This window comes from Bradyrhizobium sp. 31Argb, from assembly GCF_043638955.1.
Taxonomy (GTDB): Bacteria; Pseudomonadota; Alphaproteobacteria; order Rhizobiales; family Xanthobacteraceae; genus Bradyrhizobium.
In genome coordinates, this window is record NZ_JBEGDB010000073.1 from 12,802 (window position 1) to 31,103 (window position 18,302).

Sequence of the window (18,302 nt, forward strand, 5' to 3'; positions counted from 1 at the left end):
GCGCTTCGCTTCATCCGGGCTACGCAACTGCGTGCGGGCTATGCCGCTGCAGAGACGACTCTGTTCCGGCCATCGTGCTTGGCGCGGTAGAGCGCGTTGTCGGCGCGCTTGAGCACGTCGGAGACCGACTCGCCCTTGCGCTCCAGCGTGGTGAGACCGATCGAGATCGTGACCTCGATGCGGTTGGCGCCCTTGTTGATGGAGAAGGATTCACCGGCGATCGAGCGGCGTAGGCGTTCGGCGACCATGCTGGCGACGTGAAGGTCGGTTTCCGGCATCACGATCACGAATTCCTCGCCGCCATAGCGGCACGCGAGATCAATGCCGCGGATCGATTTGCGGATCCGTGTCGCGAAGTCGCGCAGGACGTCGTCGCCGGCGTCATGACCATAGGTGTCGTTGATCGCCTTGAAGTAATCGATGTCGAGGATCATCAGCGCCAACGGCTTGCCGCGGGCCGAGGCCTGTTCACCAAGCGTCGCCAGATGGCTCTCCATGTAGCGGCGGTTATGCAGCCCGGTCAGCGCGTCCGTGATCGCCATCTCGATCGAGTTCTGCACATTGTCGCGCAGATGATCGGTATAGCGCCGGCGCCGAATCTGCGTGCGTGCCCGCGCCAGCAACTCGTTCTTGTCGATCGGCCGCAGCAGGTAATCGTTGACGCCGATCTCAAGCCCGCGCAGCAGCCGCGCATTGTTATCGGCATCCGAGATGGCGAGGATCGGCAATTGGCGGGTGCGCTCCAGCGAACGTGCCTGGCTGCAGAGCCGCAGGCCGTCGTAATTGTCGAGGCTGAGCGAGACGATGAGCAGGTCGTAATTGCCCTCGGCGGCATTGAACAGCGCTTCGGCCGGGTTGGTCTCGACATCGACCGTATGCTCAGCGGACAGCATCGGCGCGAGCCGTTCGTAGGACGACGGCCGGTCATCGACCAGAAGGATGCGGCCGCCAAGCCCCTTGTCGGCAATCGCGCTGCGTTCGGGCGCCTGCATGCCGATCTCGAGCGAGGTGATCGCACGCATGCGCAATTCATCGGTCATCATCTTCAGTCGTGTCAGCGAGCGCACGCGTGCGATCAGCACGACGTCGGACACAGGTTTGGTCAGGAAGTCGTCGGCGCCGGCTTCCAGCCCGCGCACGCGGTCGGCGGGGCTGTCGAGCGCGGTGACGATGACCACCGGAATGAAGTGCGTGGCCGGGTTGGACTTGAGGCGACGGCATACCTCGAAGCCGTCCATGTCAGGCATCATGACGTCGAGCAGGATGATGTCGCATTCGGCACGGGCGCAGATCTGCAGAGCCTCAGCGCCGTTGGAAGCGGTCAGCACGTCGAAATATTCGGCCGACAATCGTGCTTCCAACAACTTGACGTTCGCGGGAACGTCATCGACCACGAGGATACGCGCAGACATCGAAACTCAACTCCCCTACCCGATAAAGCGTCGGACAGTCTCAATAAATTTGCCGACCGAAATTGGTTTGGACAAATAGGCCTCGCATCCGCCCTCACGGATGCGTTCCTCATCGCCCTTCATCGCGAACGCCGTGACCGCGACCACCGGGATCTTGCGCAGATCGGGATCGTCCTTGATCCAGCGCGTGACTTCGAGCCCGGAGACCTGCGGAAGCTGGATGTCCATCAGGATCAGGTCGGGATGCAGCTTGCGGACGAGATCGAGCGCCTCGAAGCCATTGCTTGTGCCGGAGGTCTGATAACCGTGCGCCTCCAGCAGGTCGCGAAAGAGCTTCATATTGAGCTCGTTGTCCTCCACGATCAGGACGGTCTTGGCCATCCCGTCCCTCCAAAGCCGTAGGAAACAGTCCCTGATACGGTACGTCCGGTACCGCGGTCGAGCGCGTCGAAATGTAAATTCAAACTGGCGCCAGATTCGCTCAAACCCGTTAAGCCCGACCGCTATCTTGTGTGGCGTGGTTTCCACTTGCTTGAACAGGTCCGAAAGACTCGGGCATGATGCGTGTCATTAGAGAACATAAGTTAACGGAAAGGCAAACCGACCGTTGAAAAAGCCTGTTCAAAACCCCCGCGAAGTAGCTGAAATCGTTGCGGTTCAGGCGCTGGGTTTCATCGCCGGCGACCCCGAAAGGCTGGGCCTGTTCCTGGCCGAGACGGGAATCGGACCCGAGACGCTCCGCTCCGCCGCCTCCGACCCAAAGTTCCTTAGCTCGGTGCTCGACTTCGTGATGCGGGACGATGCGACCGTGCAGGCGTTTGCAAAGGCTTCCGAATTGCACCCGACCAACATTGCCGCGGCCCACCAGGTCCTGAACGATCCCAAATGGGAACGCGACGTGCCGTGAGCGCGGCGCTCACGAGCAACGGCCACCGCTGCTTCTGCCGGGATTGCCTCGGCGACCTCGACTTCAAGGCAAGGCGCTGCAGCCATTGCGGCTCGCCGCGCCTGGTTCGCCATCACGCCCTGCCGCGGCTTGCGCTGGCGCATATCGATTGCGACGCCTTCTACGCCACGGTCGAGAAACGCGACAACCCTGATCTCGCCGACAAGCCCGTCATCATCGGCGGCGGCAAGCGCGGCGTGGTTTCCGCCGCCTGCTATGTCGCGCGGACCTTTGGCGTGCGCTCGGCCATGCCGATGTTTAGGGCGATCGAGCTGTGCCCGTCCGCGACCGTGATCCCGCCGGATATGGCGAAATATGTCCGCGTCGGCCGTGAGGTGCGCCACGCGATGCAGGCGCTGACGCCCCTGGTCGAGCCGTTGTCGATCGACGAGGCCTTCCTCGATCTCTCCGGCACCGAGCGCGTCCACGGCATGATCCCGGCGAAGGTGCTGGCGGGCTTTGCCCGCGACGTCGAGCGCAATATCGGCATCACGGTGTCTGTCGGGCTGTCCTGCAACAAGTTCCTGGCCAAGATCGCCTCCGACCTCGATAAGCCGCGCGGCTTCGCCACGCTCGACCAGGACGAAGCGCGCGAGATGCTCGCGGACAAGCCTGTTGGTTTCATCTTCGGCGTCGGGCCTGCGACCCAGGAAAGGCTGATCCAGCGGGGCTATCGCACCATCGCCGACCTGCAGCGCGCGGACGAGAACGAGCTGATGAAGCAGTTCGCGAACGAGGGCCGTAGATTGTGGCGGCTCGCGCGCGGCATCGACGACCGTCGCGTGGTAGCCGATCGCGGCGCCAAGACGATCTCGAGCGAGACCACGTTCGAGAACGACATCCGCGATTTCGTCACGCTGGAAAGGCTGCTGTGGAGATTGTCCGAGAAGGTCTCGGCGCGGCTGAAGAACAGCGAGCTTGCAGGCTCCACCATCACGTTGAAGCTGAAGACCGCCGATTTCCGCCCGCGCACCCGCTCGCAATCGATCGCGGCGCCGACCCAGCTCGCCGGAAAGATCTTTGCGGTGTCGCGCGAGATGCTGGCGAAGGAGATCGACGGCACCGCCTTCCGCCTGATGGGTGTCGGCGTCAGCGCGCTGCGGCCGGGATCGGCGGCCGACGACACCGACATGCTCGACCGACGCTCCGCCCACGCCGAGCGGGCGATGGATGACCTGCGGAAGAAATTCGGAAACGCCGCGGTGATTAGGGGAATTTCTTACGAGGGGCCGGCGAAGACGGAGTGACGTCGTCCGTCTTTCCGTTGTCATTGCCGGGCTTGACCCGGCAATCCATCCACTCCGAAAGGAATCTTCTGAAGGGTGATGGATGCGCGGGTCAAGCCCGCGCATGACGAGGTGAGCCCAACGGCCCCCTATCACTTACACGGCTTCGTGTCCTTGACGTCGAACTTGCCCATCGCGCCTGATATCACGAAGTCATTGTAATCCAGCACCAGCGCACGGGAGACGCCGTTCTCGTAGAGCTCGAACGACATCGCATAGACCGGCGTCTGCTCACTATCAACGGCCTTGGCATCGCGGTCGTAATAGCTCACCGTCACCGGCCACCGGGTCATCGATTTCATCGCATCGTTCGTGGTCGAAGCATCGGGCGACGCCGGCGCGCGCTCGCCGGGGATCGGCTGTCCGATCACAGAAAGCGTGTTGTAGACCTTTTCGCCGTTGTCGGAACCGTCATAGACCGTGAGCTCGAGCACGCTCTTGCCCTCGCGCGCGGCGGCGATGATGTGCTGGATCTGCTCGGTCGGGAATACGACTTTGCCGTCGAGCTGAAAGGTCTTCGCCACCGGCTGCTTCAGCTTGACCGTGATGTGGTCGCCCACCCGCTCCGCCACGCCATCCACCGGCGCGGAATCGCCGTCGTTCATCCGCGTATCGATCTTGAACCGGTAGCTCTTGCCGGCGGCATCCTCCCAGGATGAAGAGCGCAGGTCGGAGAGCGTAACCTTGCCCTCGCCGCTGTCGAGCTCCGATACCTGGCGGAATTCGGATGTGTAGCCCTCGCAGGTGCTGCCGGAGAAATTATAGAGGATGCGCCCGCGCACGCTGCTGATCGCGTTGGAGCCGCGCGACTTCACGAGATTGAGATCGTAGAGCGCCTGATGCGACAAAAACGGCACCGTTCCGGCCGTGGCCGCTCCGTTGGTGAATCCCGATCCTGCGGCTACGGCAATGGTCATCGCCAAAACGCGAGGCGGAATCCGGAACAGGCGGGCCATGTATATCCCTTTAGGAAACGGACGATTCGTCACAATAGTGACGGCTCTATTGCGCCGCAACTGGGGCAGTTTCACAAAAAGGTAACGCCGAGAACGCGAGCGACGCGTTTTTTGGCATATTTCATCGGGGTTTACGCAGCAAAGCGCCGTTCTTGACCGATCCGCGGCCGACTTGAAAGCGGCGGCGCGATGCGCGAAACAATGCGCCCTGATTGTCACTGAACCCGGGGACGGAAAACATGGCAGGTACGGTCGAACAGAAACTGGCGGCACAGGGGATCACCCTGCCCGAGCCCGCCGCTCCCGTGGCGAACTATGTCGGCTTCGTTCGTACCGGCAACCTGCTGTTCGTCTCCGGCCAGCTTTGCTTCGATGCCCAGGGCAAGCTGATCGCCAAGGGCAAGCTGGGTGCGGGCGTCACCATCGAGCAAGGTAGCGCCGCCGCCCGCGGCTGCGCGATCAACCTGTTTGCCCAGATCAAGGCCGCGCTCGGCGACCTCGACAAGGTCGCGCGTGTGGTGCGGCTTGGCGGTTTCATCAATTCGACACCCGACTTCCTGGACGCACCGAAGGTGCTGAACGGCGCCTCGGACCTGATGGTGGCCGCCTTCGGCGACAAGGGCCGGCACGCCCGTACCACCGTTGGCGTCGCTTCGCTGCCGGCGGACGCCGCCGTGGAAGTCGAGGGATTGTTCGAGGTCACCTGAGCGATGCGGGCCCCCGACTGGCTGACGGCACGGCCGGTCGCCCATCGCGGCCTGCATGATGTTGCGCGCGGCATCATCGAGAACATGCCGGCGGCGGCCGAAGCGGCCATCGCGGGCAATTTCACCATTGAGTGCGATATCCAGCTTACTGCCGACGGCGAGGCCATGGTGCATCACGACGACGCGCTCGGCCGGCTCACCGAGGGCTCGGGCCTCCTGCTCACCAAGACGGCGGCCGAACTGAAGGCCATCCGCTTCAAGGACACCGGCCAGCGCATGATGTCGCTCGGCGACCTCTGCGCGCTGGTTGCCGGCCGCGTGCCGCTCCTGGTCGAGGTGAAGAGCCGTTTTGACGGCGACCGCAAATTGGTGAAGCGGATGGCGGAGGTGCTGAGCAGCTATTCCGGGCCCGTGGTCGGCATGTCTTTCGACCCGGACCAGGTGCTGGCGCTGCGTGAGATCATGCCAAGGCTGCACCGCGGCATCACCGCCCAGCGCAACTATGACGACGGGTATTGGGCCAAGCTGACGCCGGCACAGCGCGACAGCATGCTGTACCTGCGCCATGGCTTCCGCACCGAGCCGCATTTCGTCGCCTACTGGATCGACCAGTTGCCGGCGCCCGCGCCCTGGATCGCGCGCAAGCTGTTCGGCTGCCCGCTACTGGCCTGGACCGTGCGCACGCCGGAGCAACGCGCGAGAGCGGCGCGCTATGCCGACCAGATGATCTTCGAAGGTTTCATGCCGGGAACCTGACATGTGGCTGGCGGCCTTGAAGTCGGCATTGCGATGCACGATCTTTGTAGGGCGCAGCTCACCATGGGCGATGGCCGCTCGCACGGGGGACCGGTTCAAACTCTCAATGGCCTCATCCGAAATCACCCTCGAAGCGGTTCCGTCCGTCAGCTATATCAAGGCTGCGGATTGGGACGCCTGCGCCAATCCGACGGTCGATCCCGGCTCGCTTGATGCTCTCGACACGCTGGCTTTACCCAGTGCTGGAGGCCTCGCATGCATCCACGCAAAACCCTCTTATAACCCCTTCGTTTCGCACGCCTTTTTTGCGGCATTGGAGGCTTCCGGCTCGGCCGTCGCGCGGACCGGCTGGGGGCCACGGCATCTCCTGGCCAGGCTGGACGGTGAGATCGTCGGGATAGTCCCCTGCTATCTCAAGTCCCACTCCCAGGGCGAATATGTCTTCGATCGCGGCTGGGCCGACGCCTATGAGCGCGCCGGCGGCCGGTATTATCCGAAACTCCAGGTGTCGGTGCCCTTCACGCCCGCCACCGGGCCGCGTCTCCTGCTTCGCAACGGCATCCACCGTGAGCAGATCAGGTCGGCGCTTGCCCATGGCCTGATGGCGCTATGCGAGGCCACCGAGGCCTCCTCGGCGCATGTGACCTTTGCAAGCGAGGACGAAGCGAAGTTCCTCGGCGGACATGGTTTTCTGCAGCGGACCGACCAGCAGTTCCACTGGCACAATGACGGCTTCAAGACCTTCGACGATTTCCTCGCCACGCTGAATTCACGCCACCGCAAGGCGATCAAGCGCGAGCGGCGCGAGGCGCTTGCGGCCGGTGTCACGATCCACTGGCTGACGGGCGAGGAGATCACCGAGGATGCGTGGGACGCATTCTTCGACTTCTATATGGAGACCGGCTCGCGCAAATGGGGCCGGCCGTACCTAAACCGGAAATTCTTCTCGCTGATCGGCGAGAGCATGGCCAAGGACGTGCTGCTGGTCATGGCGAAGCGCAATGGACGCTGGATCGCAGGAGCCATCAACTTCATCGGCTCGGACACGCTGTTCGGCCGCAACTGGGGCGCGACCGAGCACCATCCCTTCCTGCATTTCGAGGTCTGCTATTATCAGGCGATCGATTTCGCCATCCAGAGCGGATTGCAGGTGGTCGAGGCCGGCGCGCAAGGAGAGCACAAGCTCGCGCGCGGATATCTGCCGCAGACCACCTATTCCGCCCATTACATCGCCGACCCGGGCCTGCGCCGGGCGATCGCCGATTACCTCAAGCGCGAGCGCGCCTATGTCGCCGAGGTCGGCCGCGAGCTCTCCGAGGCTGGCCCGTTCCGCAAGGGCGGCGACGAGAGTTAAGCTTTCTGCTAGGAGCTGTGTCTTCTGCAAGACACGTGATTTGAGGAGCCGACGCCATGCCCACCGCCTATGATCCCAACAACATCTTCGCCAAGATCCTGCGCGGTGAACTGCCCTGCTACAAGGTCTATGAGGACGAGCATGTCTTCGCCTTCCTCGACATCATGCCGCGTTCGCCCGGCCACACGCTGGTGATCCCGAAGGCCCCGGCCCGCAACATCTTCGACATCTCGCCCGAGGACTACGCCCATGTCGCGCGCGGCGCGCAGAAGATCGCTGCTGCGGCGATGAAGGCCTTCCAGGCCGACGGCATCACCGTGCAGCAGTTCAACGAGCCGGCCGGCGGCCAGGTCGTCTTCCACCTCCACATGCATGTGATGCCGCGCCAGGACGGCGTCGCGCTGTTGCCGCCCGCAAGCCGCAAGGAGGATGTGAAGGTGCTGGAGGACAATGCGACCAAGCTGATCGCCGCGCTGGGGTAACGGCTCTCTCCCCTTGTCATTCCGGGATCCGCCAGGCGCAGGCCCGGAATCCATCGGACCGCATGCGCTGCGGAGAAATGGATTCCGGGCTCGCGCTGCGCGCGCCCCGGAATGACCGGACGAGAAAATCACTCCGTCTCGAAATCACCGGGCTGTGGCGGCGCAAGCGGCGTGAACTCGCAGCGATCGGGCTTGATGTCGAGCAGCGGCGTCTCGTCGAGACAGTCCAATCCGCGCACCAGGATGACGTTGCCCTGGACGCCGACCAGCTTTACGATCGAAGTCGCGATCGGGTTCGGCCGCACCGGTGAGCGCAGCGAGAAGGCGCCGCGGGTTTTTCCGTTGCTCTTCGGGCTCTGCAGCACGAGGTCGCGGCGCGACTGGTGCAGCCAGTAGAGCACCTCGAGATTCTCGTAGAAATCGACGCCCTTCATGGCGGGCACCCATGGCTCGAAAATCTCCAGACGACAGACGGGGCCGTCATGGCGGCCCTGCCGCGGCGTTATCAGCCGCGAGGTCCAGGGCGTGCGGATGCGACCGATGAAGATCAGGCCGGCGTCCTGTGCCGGCGGCATCTCGATGGCGACTTCGCCCGGGCGTATCTCACCTTCTCGAACCATGTCTCAATCCACAGATAGCTGCTTGCCTATCGACAGTAACGCATTGCGCGGCGGCTGCAATCAGCCGAGCCACCATTGGCCGCCGACCAGGATCACTTCGCCGATGGCCACGCCTGCGAAGATCGATTTCCGCGACAGCGTGAACGCGGCAAAGCCTGCGGCCACGGCCCCATAGCGCAACAGGGCCGGAACGCTTGCGAGCGCGCCGGGCGGCTGCACCACGATCTGCGCGATGACCCCGGCCAGGATCGCGGTCGCGACTGCCCTCACCCACACAAGAAGCTCGGAGCCCTCATCGAGCCCGCCGCCAAACCACAGGCCCAGCATGCGCCAGATCTGGTTGGGGATCACGCCGGCCACGAACAGGACCACGAGCGCGTGCCAGTCGCCGATGAAGGTGCTCATGCGATCGCCTTTGCCCTTGCCCGGTGCACACCATAGGCGATGGTGCCGGCGACGACGCCGCTGACCAGAATGTCGAGGCCGCTGTTGAGCAGCGTCGCCAATGGATACAGCGCCAGTCCCAGCGCGAGTGCGACACCGTCGGCAAGCTCGCGGCAATTGCGCGCGGTCGAGAACAGGAACGCCAGCGGCGTCAGCATCAGGATCGCCGCGGCGAAGAGCTGCGAGAGATTGGCGGCCAGCAGGTAGCCGATCGTGTTGGCCACCACAGAGAGAAAGACCAACCCGCAACCGAGCCCATGAATGAAGGCGATGCGGCGCTCCCGCGGCACCTGTGGCAGAAAGCGATGGCATTCGACCCACAGCGTGACGGCGGTGAGATGCGCCACCAGGATCAGGTGCCGCCGTTTTGTCTTTGGCGTCCGCATCATCGGCAGGACGGACACCACCATCGGAAACAGGCGGATGGCGCTGACGCTCACCGCGATCGCCGATTGCAGGATGGTCGCGCCGGAGCCCAGCGTCGACACCAGGATGATCTGGGCCGGTCCAGCCCAGACGAACACCGTGCTCGCCAACGTCCAGGCCAGCGAGAAATGCGTGTCATGCGCCAGCGCCCCGATGCCGAGATAGGTCGCGAACAGCACCAGCGCCAGGATGGTCGATCCGACCGACCGCACGCCCCAGAAGAAGGCGCGGAATGAGCTGTGCCATTGCGGGGAATCGAGCGGAGGAAGCGCCACGGCGGACCAGAGAGAGGTTTGAATTGAGCGGCATAGGGCGGATGAAGCGGGGCGGCGTCAAGCAAGCGCGCCTCAGGGCTGGCATGCAGCAGCGCCCCACCGTCATTGCGAGCGGAGCGAAGCAATCCATGCCGCCGCTTGCGGAGAGATGGATTGCTTCGTCGCTTCGCTCCCCGCAATGACGAGCCCTGCCCTCTCACACCCTGTTCCGCAACACGAAACAGGCACCGCCGGCTTTGCGGATGCGGTTGCAGAGATTGTCGGCCTCGGGCCGCGTGTCGGCGCCGATGCGCACCTGGTAGAAAGTGGCGGTCCCGCGCGTGCGCAGAGGTGCGCTAAGCAGGCTCGGATCCTGGTCGCCGATCACGCTGCTCAGGCTTTTCATCGCACGCGCATACATCGCCAGCGCCTTGTCGCGGTTGAAGCCCGCGGCGAGCTGCACGCCCCAGACCTTTGCTGCGGCGAGCGTGACATGCTGCTCGAGCCCAGCGACGAACGGGTTCGGCGCGCGCTTCAGAAGCGCCATCAGTTCGCGGCAGCTCGACGTCGGCGGACGCGCGGGCATCTTGCCGCCGCGGCCGGCGGCCGCCCATTCGTCGACGCTGGAGCCGGTGATCGCGTACACGTAGCTGCGCGTTTCTTGCGGCATGTAGCCGGTGCCGGCGAGCCAGTCCTGCACGCGGCGCGGACCGGCATTGTAGGCCGCTGCAGCAAGACCGAGATTGCCGAACTGGCTGCGAAGCTCGCCTAAGAATTCGGCCGACTTCGGCAGCGCCTGCACGGGATTGAAGGGATCGAGCAGGCCGCGCTCGTTCGCCGTTCCCGGCATGAACTGCGCGATGCCCTGCGCGCGCTGGCCGTTCCGCGTCATCGGGCCCACCGCATCGGGCTGAAACCGGCTCTCCTGCCAGATCACGCGGGCAAAGAATTCGAGCGGCAGGTCGTTCGCCCGTGCAGCAGATTCGATCATCAGGCACATCGCTTCCCGCGCCTCGCTTTCGCGCGCGGTCTCGGACTTTTCCGGGGGGTGAGCGAGTTCCTCGACGCTCGGGTGCACGACGCGGCTGTCAGGCTCCTCGGCCGCCGCCGGTGCCAGCCATAGCAGAAGCGCGAGAGTAGCGCTGAAATGCGGGATTATTCGCATCATCTCAGACCTGACAAATCAGTCCTTGACTTAGGCGGCGGGCCGACTAGGAAACTCGGGCATTATCAACGCGCCAGGGCCGAAATGCGCACAATCTATTTTGATCTCGACGGCACGCTGACCAATCCCAAGCCCGGGATCACCCGTTCCATTCAGTACGCGCTCGAGCGGCTGGGCAAGGCGGTCCCAAGCGAAGACGAATTGACCTGGTGCATCGGCCCTCCCCTGCACGCGAGCCTGAAGAAGCTGGTCGGCAGCGATGCGCTCGCTGATCGGGCTTTGGCGCTCTATCGCGAGCGGTTCGCCGATATCGGCCTGTTCGAGAACGAGACCTATCACGGCATCCAGGAGACGCTGTCCGCGCTGGCCGCCTCGCATCCGCGCATGTTCATCGCCACCAGCAAGCCTGCGGTGTATGCCGAGCGGATCATCGATCATTTCGGCCTGCGTCCCTATTTCGAACAGGTGTTCGGCTCGGAGCTCGACGGCACGCGCACCGACAAGACCGAGCTGTTGCGACATGCGCTCGAAACGGCGAAGGTGGATCCTACGCAGGCGATCATGATCGGCGACCGCAGCCACGATATCGTCGGCGCGCGGAGCAACGGCATGACAGCCATCGGCGTCCTCTACGGCTATGGCAGCGAAGAGGAGCTGAAGGGTGCCGGCGCACATCATATTTGCGCGACCCATCCGAATTTGCTCGACCATTGCCTATCGCTTCCGGCTTGATCACTCGGAGCACACGAGATGACAACAACGTCCGACCAGCAGCTCGACTTCGCACCCGACGACGACGCGCCGATCGGCTACATGAAACGCACGCGCGACTACTATGCTGCGATCGGCTACACGACGCCCTATCGGTGGGCGCATTACACCAGCGCGCCGTTCCAGCCGCTGCGCAAGCCGCTCGCCGAATCCCGCGTCACCATCATCACCACGGCGGCGCCGTTCGATCCCGCCAAGGGCGATCAGGGACCAGGGGCGAAATATAACGGCGGCGCCAAGTTTTATCAGGTCTATGACGGCGACACATCGAAGCAGCACGATCTGCGCATTTCCCACATCGCCTATGACCGCGTGCACAGCTCGGCCAAAGACAGCGGCACTTGGTTCCCGTTGCCGCAATTGCGGCGGCTGGCGGAGGAAGGACGGATCGGCGAGATCGCGCCGCGCTTCTTCGGCGCGCCCACCAACCGCAGCCACCGCGTCACCATCGATACCGATGCGCCGGAGATCCTGGCGCGCTGCCGCGCTGATGGCGTCGATGCCGCCGTCCTGGTACCGAACTGCCCGGTGTGCCACCAGACCGTCAGCCTGGTGGCACGGCATCTCGAGGCCGGCGGCATTTCGACCGTCGTGATGGGTTGCGCCAAGGATATCGTCGAGCACGCCGCCGTGCCGCGATTCCTGTTCAGCGATTTCCCGCTCGGCAATTCAGCCGGCAAGCCGCACGATGTGGCTTCGCAGGCGTTCACGCTGGAGCTTGCGTTGCGCGTGCTGGAGTCCGCGCCAGCGCCGCAGACGACGGTGCAGTCGCCGCTGCGCTGGAGCGCAGACCATTCCTGGAAGCGCGACTACAGCAACGCCGACGCGCTGAGCGCCGAGGAACTGGCGCGGCTCCGCCGCGAGTTCGACGCGCAGAAGGAAATCGCGAAGGGCATCCGCGAGAGCGCGGCGTAGTCCCTCAATGAAAAAGGCCGGCTTTGCAGCCGGCCTTTTTTGATGATCGATCACAACGCTATCACACCTTCACCAGCGGTCCGCGCGCTGGCCCCTTGGAGCCACCGCCGTTGGGACCGCCCGGCTTCGGCTTGCGCTTGCGGGCGCCGGGGAGCTTCTCCGGCTTCGGCGTGACCGGGCCTTCGACGAACTCGAAGCCGATCTTGTCCTTGCCGGTTGCCTCGTCCTTGACCAGGACGACACGGACATGGCCGCCGCCCTTGAGCTGACCGAACAGCACTTCATCGGCCAGCGGCTTCTTGATGTGCTCCTGGATCACCCGCGCCATCGGGCGGGCGCCCATCTGCTCATCATAGCCATTCTCGATCAGCCATGCCTTTGCGGGCTCGGACAGCTCGATGGTGACGTCGCGGTCCGCGAGCTGCGCCTCAAGCTGAAGCACGAACTTCTCGACCACCATGCCGATCACCTCGGCATTGAGATGCGCAAAAGAGACGATCGCATCGAGCCGGTTGCGGAATTCCGGCGCGAACTGGCGATTGATCGCCTCGTGGTCGTCGCCTTCCCGCTTGCTACGGGTGAAGCCGAAGGCCTGCCGTGCAAGATCGGCCGCGCCCGCATTCGTGGTCATGATCAGGATCACATTGCGGAAGTTGACCTGCTTACCGTTATGGTCGGTCAGCCTGCCGTGATCCATGATCTGCAGCAGCACGTTGTAGAGATCCGGATGCGCCTTTTCGATTTCGTCGAGCAACACCACGCAATGCGGATGCTGGTCCACGCCGTCGGTCAACAGGCCGCCCTGGTCGAAGCCGACATAGCCGGGAGGTGCACCGATCAGGCGCGACACCGTGTGCCGCTCCATGTACTCGGACATGTCGAAGCGCAGCAGCTCGACGCCGAGCGACGCCGCGAGCTGTTTTGCCACCTCGGTCTTGCCGACGCCGGTCGGGCCGGAGAACAGGTAGCAGCCGATCGGCTTCTCCGGTTCGCGCAAGCCGGCACGCGCCAGCTTGATCGAGGCCGACAGCGACTCGATCGCCTTGTCCTGACCGAACACCACGCGCTTCAGGGTCTGCTCGAGGTGCTTCAGCACCTCGGCATCGTCCTTCGACACGCTCTTCGGCGGAATCCGCGCCATGGTCGCGATCGTGGTCTCGATCTCCTTGATACCGATGGTCTTCTTGCGCTTGTTCTCGGAGACCAGCATCTGCGCCGCACCGGACTCGTCGATCACGTCGATCGCCTTGTCAGGCAATTTGCGGTCGTGGATGTAGCGCGAGGAAAGCTGCACTGCCGCCTCGATCGCCTCATTGGTGTATTTCAGACGATGGTAATCCTCGAAATAGGGCTTGAGGCCCTTGAGGATCGCAATCGCGTCTTCCACCGTCGGCTCGTTAATGTCGATCTTCTGGAACCGGCGCACCAAAGCGCGGTCCTTCTCGAAATGCTGGCGGTATTCCTTGTAGGTCGTCGAGCCCATGCAGCGGATAGTGCCCGATGCCAGCGCCGGCTTGAGCAGGTTGGACGCATCCATCGCGCCGCCCGACGTGGCACCGGCGCCGATCACGGTGTGGATCTCGTCGATGAACAGGATCGCGTTCGGGTGCGCCTCGAGTTCCTTCAGCACCTGTTTCAGGCGCTCTTCGAAATCGCCGCGATAGCGCGTGCCGGCGAGCAGCGTTCCCATGTCCAGCGAGAACACGGTGGCAGCGGCCAGCACTTCCGGCACTTCGCTGTCGACGATGCGCTTGGCCAGTCCCTCCGCAATCGCGGTCTTACCGACGCCGGCTTCGCCGACGAACAGCGGATTGTTCTTCTGCCGGCGGCACAACACCTGGATCGCGCGGCTGATCTCGGCATTGCGGCCGATCACGGGATCGATCTTGCCGTCACGCGCCTTCTTGTTGAGGTTGACGCAATAGGTCTCGAGCGCCTCGCCCTTCTTCTTGGAGTCCTCGTTGCCCTTGGTCTCGGTCTCCTCGTCGACGCCGCGCACCGGCCGCGCCTCGGAGACGCCCGGCCGCTTGGCGATGCCGTGGCTGATGTAGTTGACCGCGTCGTAGCGCGTCATGTCCTGCTCTTGCAGGAAATAGGCGGCGTGGCTTTCGCGCTCGGCGAAGATCGCGATCAGCACATTGGCGCCGGTCACTTCTTCGCGACCCGAGGACTGCACGTGGATCACCGCACGCTGGATTACGCGCTGGAAACCGGCGGTCGGCTTCGCGTCATCAGCGCCATCAGTCACCAAATTTTCGAATTCGGTCTCGAGATAGTTGACGAGACTGGTCCTGAGCTTGTCGAGATCGACGCTGCAGGCCCGCATCACCGCGGCCGCATCCGAGTCGTCGATCAGCGACAGCAGAAGGTGTTCAAGCGTCGCGTATTGATGGTGACGCTCGTTTGCAATCGCCAATGCACGATGCAGGGATTGTTCAAGGCTTTGGGAAAAAGTAGGCATTCGCTTCCTCTATGGCCCCCGGCCATCATGATCGCCATTGCCCGGTCAGGCAACAACAACCTTCGTCATCCCCTGTCATATAGTCACGCACGATCGTGGCAAAAGCCCGGCTTCGCGCAGCGGTCAGCCAATCGAGCAAAGGCGCCGCGACCGAGAGCCACATCCCGCCAGCCAGCGGGAACGCCATCTGCTTCCGTCAGGCAAACCATTTCCCTCAGGCAAATCGGAAGCAAGACCCGTTCCGCTTCGTGGCGGGTCTGCTCGACGCTGGGCCCGCGTTACTTTTTTTCCATCACACATTGCAGCGGATGCTGGTGCTTCCGCGCAAAATCCATCACCTGGGTTACCTTGGTCTCGGCAATCTCATAGGTGAAAACCCCGCACTCCCCGATGCCATGGTGGTGCACGTGTAGCATGATCTTGGTCGCCGCTTCCGCGTCCTTGTTGAAGAACTTCTCTAAGACATGAACGACGAACTCCATCGGCGTGTAGTCGTCGTTCAAGATCAGGACGCGGTACAGATTGGGGCGCTTGGTCTTCGGCTTGACCTTGGTGATGACCGAGGTGGACGGACCTCCGGTCGTCCCCCCACTACGGCCGCCCTCGTCGTTGCCCATCCGGGGCGCTAATGGTGCGGCAAGCGCCGATAAGGGCGAATTGGTTGCAAAAACTGTCTGCGACATGGCTCAGGCGTTCGACATCCCCAAAGGAAACACGCAACGCACTTGGAGGTTGCGCAACGCCGAAAACAGCCGTCACGGAACTTCCAGCACGCTCTAGAGATCGCCGCTTCCCGGTCCGATCCTTTGCTGGGTCGGCAAAACGCAATATGGGCCCGGCTCCGTCCTGCTGCAAGCACAGATGCGTGGCTCACACGAGGACGGCCGGCCCGACTCCCGGGTCTCGGCGCTCATGCGAAGGTTAATCGTTTCTGGCGGGTTTGACAAAGGAAGCCGACCACTCGTTTAGCGACCATTGACAATAGGTCCGCTTTCGTCCCCGTCGTTCGGCTTTTGCCTTGGCTTTGACCCGTTTTTATGAGGACCGGTTCACCACCTATTTAGCGGCGCACTGAGAAATGGCGGCACCAACCAGATTGCGGTGAACGCCATGTCCATCACAGCCATTTTCAACCGCCTTAGTACGGCGGCCCGCCGGTTCGCCGCCGCGGATCAAGGCAATATAGCGGTAATTTTTGCCTTGGCTTCGGTTCCGATCATCACCTTCGTCGGTGCCGCCATCGACTATTCTCGCGTCAACGCCGCCCGCTCTTCGATGCAGGCGGCGCTCGACTCGACGGCGCTGATGCTGTCCAAGGATCTCACCAACGGAACCATCACAACCTCGCAGATCCAGGCTCAGGCAAAGATCTATTTCGCGTCCCTCTACACCGACAAATCCGGGACGGTCTCACCCGACAGCGTCCAAGCTTCCTACACGCCGAAAGACAGCAGCGGGATAACGAAGATCCAGGTGACCGCTTCCGGTAACCTGCCGACCGATTTCCTAAGAATGGCCGGCTACCCCACCCTCGATTTCGGCACCAGCTCGACCGCTGCCTGGGGCAATACCCGCATGCGCGTAGCAATGGTGCTGGATAACACCGGATCGATGGCCCAGAACGGCAAGATGGCGGCCTTGCAAACGGCGGCCAAAGACATGATCGATACGTTGTCCACCTACAACAAGCAGGAAGGCGACGTCTATATTTCCATCATCCCGTTCGCAAAGGACGTCAACGTTGGAACCGGCTACGTCGACGCGCCGTGGATCAACTGGGCGGAATGGGAAGCTGAGCCGCCGATCTTAAACGACAAATCCACCAGCGCTAACGCGGCCTTTAAAACGGCCGTAGCCGGATCGGACTGCCCTTTCACGAAAAACAATCACGGCTTCGTTTGTATGGACCGGCCTGCAACAACGTCCGGAGCCAAGACCGCAAGCAAAATACCTTCGAGCGGCTACATCTGTCCCGGCCTTGATAGCGGCAGGAAACTTCCCGGCAAAACCAATATTTACTACAATGGGTGCTACACGACCGTCAGCGGCGCGAGCGCAAGTTGCGGATCATTCGGTCCTAACAGATGCTCGTGCTATGGGAGCGGCTCAAGCAAGATATGTCACCTTTGGCGCGGTGACGATACCCCTGCGACGGCTGCAGCAAGGCCTGCGCACAGCACTTGGACCGGCTGCGTCAACGATCGCGACCAGGACCACGATACGGAGAACATCGATCCGGGATCAGCCGTCAATGATGGGACACCGTCAAAGCGGTTCTACGCCGAACAGTGGTCCGATTGCCTTCCCGCCACGATAACTCCGATGAGCAATCAGTGGCAGACTCTCAAGAACCAGATCAGCGCAATGACTCCCAGCGGCAACACCAACCAGGCTGTTGGGCTAGCTTGGGGGTGGCAGTCCCTGAGCACGACGAATGGTCCCATCGCGGCAAAGGCGAAAGAGAGCACCTATGTCTACAAGGATTACATCGTCCTGCTGTCCGACGGATTGAACACCCAAAACCGCTGGAGCACATCTCAGTCGAGCATTGACACCCGTCAGGATATCCTCTGCGGGAACATCAAGAAGGACACGACCAACCCCGTCACAGTGTTCACGATTCAGGTCAACATCAACAACGCAGACCCGAAATCGCAGGTGCTGCAGGATTGCGTGACGACCCCCAACGGCAGCTTCCAAATGATCACGGACCCGAACGAGACTTCGACTGCATTCAAGAACATCCTCACACAAATCTCCAAGCTGCGAGTGGCGAAGTAATCCGATTGCCCGTACCAAGAAAAAAGCCCGGCCATGACGGCCGGGCTTTTGTTTTCCGGAAGCTGGTGCTGGCAGCGTCGATCAGTGCGCCGGGCCGAACTTGGCGACCAGGCCCTCGAACGGCTTGAAGGTCTGCTTGGCGCAGTCGCTGTAGAGGCCAGCGATCTTCTGCGATTCCGCAACGAAGGTCTCATAGGCCGAGCGGGCATACTCGGTCTGGGCTTCCAGCGCCTTCTCGAGCGACTTCACGCCGGACAGCTTTTCCACAAACGACTTGGTGTCCTCGAACGACTTCTTCGCGTAGTCGCCATAGGCGGTCGCGATCGCCTGGACGCCGCTCTGCAGATTGTTCGCCGAAGCTGTGATCGTCTCAATCTGCTCTTTTCCGTAGTTCTGAATGTCTTCAACCTTGACCATAGGAATCCTTTCCCAAGACTTTTTCGCGCAAACCCATTGTCGGCTCAAGCCGACTCCCCGAACGCGCCGTCAAACTAGGCCGTGTGGACAGTTACCTTATCCAGAGCAGAGTGGCGGCAATGGCGACGACGGCGAAGTAGTTTCGCGCG

The 18,302-nt window shown here is 62.7% G+C and carries 19 protein-coding genes; 9 read left to right on the forward strand and 10 right to left on the reverse strand.

Going from position 1 to position 18,302, the window contains the following annotated elements:
* Positions 1-38 precede the first annotated feature (38 nt).
* The gene (locus tag AAFX91_RS16530; protein ID WP_394567154.1) at positions 39-1,412 is read right to left on the reverse strand and encodes a PleD family two-component system response regulator; all 1,374 of its coding nucleotides are present in this window, start codon (positions 1,410-1,412) and stop codon (positions 39-41) included.
* Between the two features lie 15 nt (positions 1,413-1,427).
* Positions 1,428-1,793 carry a response regulator gene (locus AAFX91_RS16535; protein ID WP_027581229.1) on the reverse strand — a complete coding sequence of 122 codons (366 nt, stop codon included), beginning with the start codon at positions 1,791-1,793 and terminating at the stop codon, positions 1,428-1,430.
* 226 nt (positions 1,794-2,019) lie between these two features.
* Here AAFX91_RS16535 and AAFX91_RS16540 point away from each other — a divergent pair, with 226 nt between their 5' ends.
* Positions 2,020-2,319, forward strand: a complete 300-nt coding sequence (locus AAFX91_RS16540; RefSeq protein WP_028163956.1) for a DUF3572 domain-containing protein — start codon at positions 2,020-2,022, stop codon at positions 2,317-2,319.
* Positions 2,298-3,605: a DNA polymerase IV gene (locus AAFX91_RS16545; protein WP_394567155.1), complete on the forward strand. Its 1,308-nt coding sequence runs from the start codon at positions 2,298-2,300 to the stop codon at positions 3,603-3,605. The genes AAFX91_RS16540 and AAFX91_RS16545 overlap by 22 nt, the downstream gene beginning before the upstream one ends.
* A gap of 131 nt (positions 3,606-3,736) precedes the next feature.
* On the opposite strand, the gene AAFX91_RS16550 is transcribed toward AAFX91_RS16545, so the two are convergent.
* On the reverse strand, positions 3,737-4,600 hold the full coding sequence (locus AAFX91_RS16550) for a cell envelope integrity EipB family protein (protein WP_394567156.1): 864 nt from the start codon (positions 4,598-4,600) through the stop codon (positions 3,737-3,739).
* Between the two features lie 239 nt (positions 4,601-4,839).
* Here AAFX91_RS16550 and AAFX91_RS16555 point away from each other — a divergent pair, with 239 nt between their 5' ends.
* From AAFX91_RS16555 to AAFX91_RS16570, 4 genes are all read left to right on the forward strand, one after another.
* Positions 4,840-5,307 (forward strand): RidA family protein, encoded by a 468-nt coding sequence (locus AAFX91_RS16555; protein ID WP_282532106.1) that lies wholly within the window; start codon positions 4,840-4,842, stop codon positions 5,305-5,307.
* A gap of 3 nt (positions 5,308-5,310) precedes the next feature.
* Positions 5,311-6,063: a glycerophosphodiester phosphodiesterase gene (locus AAFX91_RS16560; RefSeq protein WP_394567157.1), complete on the forward strand. Its 753-nt coding sequence runs from the start codon at positions 5,311-5,313 to the stop codon at positions 6,061-6,063.
* Positions 6,064-6,169: 106 nt separating this feature from the next.
* Positions 6,170-7,417, forward strand: a complete 1,248-nt coding sequence (locus tag AAFX91_RS16565) for a GNAT family N-acetyltransferase (RefSeq protein ID WP_394567158.1) — start codon at positions 6,170-6,172, stop codon at positions 7,415-7,417.
* Positions 7,418-7,473: 56 nt separating this feature from the next.
* The gene (locus tag AAFX91_RS16570) at positions 7,474-7,899 is read left to right on the forward strand and encodes an HIT family protein (RefSeq protein ID WP_130580376.1); all 426 of its coding nucleotides are present in this window, start codon (positions 7,474-7,476) and stop codon (positions 7,897-7,899) included.
* A 128-nt stretch (positions 7,900-8,027) separates the two neighbouring features.
* Here AAFX91_RS16570 and tsaA read toward each other — a convergent pair whose 3' ends face one another.
* The 4 genes from tsaA to AAFX91_RS16590 form a co-directional block, all read right to left on the reverse strand.
* Complete coding sequence (gene tsaA, locus AAFX91_RS16575; RefSeq protein WP_130580375.1) at positions 8,028-8,519, reverse strand: tRNA (N6-threonylcarbamoyladenosine(37)-N6)-methyltransferase TrmO; 492 nt, start codon at positions 8,517-8,519, stop codon at positions 8,028-8,030.
* A gap of 60 nt (positions 8,520-8,579) precedes the next feature.
* On the reverse strand, positions 8,580-8,924 hold the full coding sequence (locus AAFX91_RS16580) for an AzlD domain-containing protein (RefSeq protein ID WP_130580374.1): 345 nt from the start codon (positions 8,922-8,924) through the stop codon (positions 8,580-8,582).
* On the reverse strand, positions 8,921-9,664 hold the full coding sequence (locus AAFX91_RS16585; protein WP_130580373.1) for an AzlC family ABC transporter permease: 744 nt from the start codon (positions 9,662-9,664) through the stop codon (positions 8,921-8,923). Before AAFX91_RS16585 ends, AAFX91_RS16580 begins: the two co-directional genes overlap by 4 nt.
* Positions 9,665-9,860: 196 nt before the next feature.
* Positions 9,861-10,808 carry a transglycosylase SLT domain-containing protein gene (locus AAFX91_RS16590; protein ID WP_394567160.1) on the reverse strand — a complete coding sequence of 316 codons (948 nt, stop codon included), beginning with the start codon at positions 10,806-10,808 and terminating at the stop codon, positions 9,861-9,863.
* Between the two features lie 84 nt (positions 10,809-10,892).
* Between AAFX91_RS16590 and AAFX91_RS16595 the strand changes: the two genes are divergently transcribed.
* Positions 10,893-11,540: an HAD family hydrolase gene (locus tag AAFX91_RS16595; RefSeq protein ID WP_130583041.1), complete on the forward strand. Its 648-nt coding sequence runs from the start codon at positions 10,893-10,895 to the stop codon at positions 11,538-11,540.
* A gap of 18 nt (positions 11,541-11,558) precedes the next feature.
* Complete coding sequence (locus AAFX91_RS16600; protein ID WP_130583040.1) at positions 11,559-12,494, forward strand: glycine/sarcosine/betaine reductase selenoprotein B family protein; 936 nt, start codon at positions 11,559-11,561, stop codon at positions 12,492-12,494.
* A gap of 61 nt (positions 12,495-12,555) precedes the next feature.
* Here AAFX91_RS16600 and clpA read toward each other — a convergent pair whose 3' ends face one another.
* Positions 12,556-14,955 (reverse strand): ATP-dependent Clp protease ATP-binding subunit ClpA, encoded by a 2,400-nt coding sequence (clpA, locus tag AAFX91_RS16605; RefSeq protein ID WP_394567159.1) that lies wholly within the window; start codon positions 14,953-14,955, stop codon positions 12,556-12,558.
* Between the two features lie 278 nt (positions 14,956-15,233).
* Positions 15,234-15,572: an ATP-dependent Clp protease adapter ClpS gene (clpS, locus tag AAFX91_RS16610; protein ID WP_165421459.1), complete on the reverse strand. Its 339-nt coding sequence runs from the start codon at positions 15,570-15,572 to the stop codon at positions 15,234-15,236.
* Positions 15,573-16,065: 493 nt separating this feature from the next.
* Here clpS and AAFX91_RS16615 point away from each other — a divergent pair, with 493 nt between their 5' ends.
* On the forward strand, positions 16,066-17,736 hold the full coding sequence (locus AAFX91_RS16615; protein ID WP_130583038.1) for a TadE/TadG family type IV pilus assembly protein: 1,671 nt from the start codon (positions 16,066-16,068) through the stop codon (positions 17,734-17,736).
* 81 nt (positions 17,737-17,817) lie between these two features.
* Here the strand turns inward: AAFX91_RS16615 and AAFX91_RS16620 are convergent, their stop codons facing one another.
* Positions 17,818-18,153, reverse strand: coding sequence for a phasin family protein (locus AAFX91_RS16620; RefSeq protein ID WP_130583037.1), 336 nt, complete (start codon positions 18,151-18,153; stop codon positions 17,818-17,820).
* Positions 18,154-18,302: the final 149 nt, after the last annotated feature.

Bases quoted from the DNA above. Each gene is read 5' to 3' on its own strand.
- AAFX91_RS16600 (WP_130583040.1), top strand. From the start codon at position 11,559: ATGACAACAACGTCCGACCAGCAGCTCGACTTCGCACCCGACGACGAC.
- AAFX91_RS16535 (WP_027581229.1), bottom strand. From the start codon at position 1,793: ATGGCCAAGACCGTCCTGATCGTGGAGGACAACGAGCTCAATATGAAG.
- AAFX91_RS16530 (WP_394567154.1), bottom strand. From the start codon at position 1,412: ATGTCTGCGCGTATCCTCGTGGTCGATGACGTTCCCGCGAACGTCAAG.
- tsaA (WP_130580375.1), bottom strand. From the start codon at position 8,519: ATGGTTCGAGAAGGTGAGATACGCCCGGGCGAAGTCGCCATCGAGATG.
- AAFX91_RS16550 (WP_394567156.1), bottom strand. From the start codon at position 4,600: ATGGCCCGCCTGTTCCGGATTCCGCCTCGCGTTTTGGCGATGACCATT.
- clpS (WP_165421459.1), bottom strand. From the start codon at position 15,572: ATGGGCAACGACGAGGGCGGCCGTAGTGGGGGGACGACCGGAGGTCCG.
- clpA (WP_394567159.1), bottom strand. From the start codon at position 14,955: ATGCCTACTTTTTCCCAAAGCCTTGAACAATCCCTGCATCGTGCATTG.
- AAFX91_RS16595 (WP_130583041.1), top strand. From the start codon at position 10,893: ATGCGCACAATCTATTTTGATCTCGACGGCACGCTGACCAATCCCAAG.
- AAFX91_RS16560 (WP_394567157.1), top strand. From the start codon at position 5,311: ATGCGGGCCCCCGACTGGCTGACGGCACGGCCGGTCGCCCATCGCGGC.
- AAFX91_RS16570 (WP_130580376.1), top strand. From the start codon at position 7,474: ATGCCCACCGCCTATGATCCCAACAACATCTTCGCCAAGATCCTGCGC.
- AAFX91_RS16620 (WP_130583037.1), bottom strand. From the start codon at position 18,153: ATGGTCAAGGTTGAAGACATTCAGAACTACGGAAAAGAGCAGATTGAG.
- AAFX91_RS16580 (WP_130580374.1), bottom strand. From the start codon at position 8,924: ATGAGCACCTTCATCGGCGACTGGCACGCGCTCGTGGTCCTGTTCGTG.
- AAFX91_RS16555 (WP_282532106.1), top strand. From the start codon at position 4,840: ATGGCAGGTACGGTCGAACAGAAACTGGCGGCACAGGGGATCACCCTG.
- AAFX91_RS16545 (WP_394567155.1), top strand. From the start codon at position 2,298: ATGGGAACGCGACGTGCCGTGAGCGCGGCGCTCACGAGCAACGGCCAC.
- AAFX91_RS16590 (WP_394567160.1), bottom strand. From the start codon at position 10,808: ATGCGAATAATCCCGCATTTCAGCGCTACTCTCGCGCTTCTGCTATGG.
- AAFX91_RS16615 (WP_130583038.1), top strand. From the start codon at position 16,066: ATGTCCATCACAGCCATTTTCAACCGCCTTAGTACGGCGGCCCGCCGG.
- AAFX91_RS16565 (WP_394567158.1), top strand. From the start codon at position 6,170: ATGGCCTCATCCGAAATCACCCTCGAAGCGGTTCCGTCCGTCAGCTAT.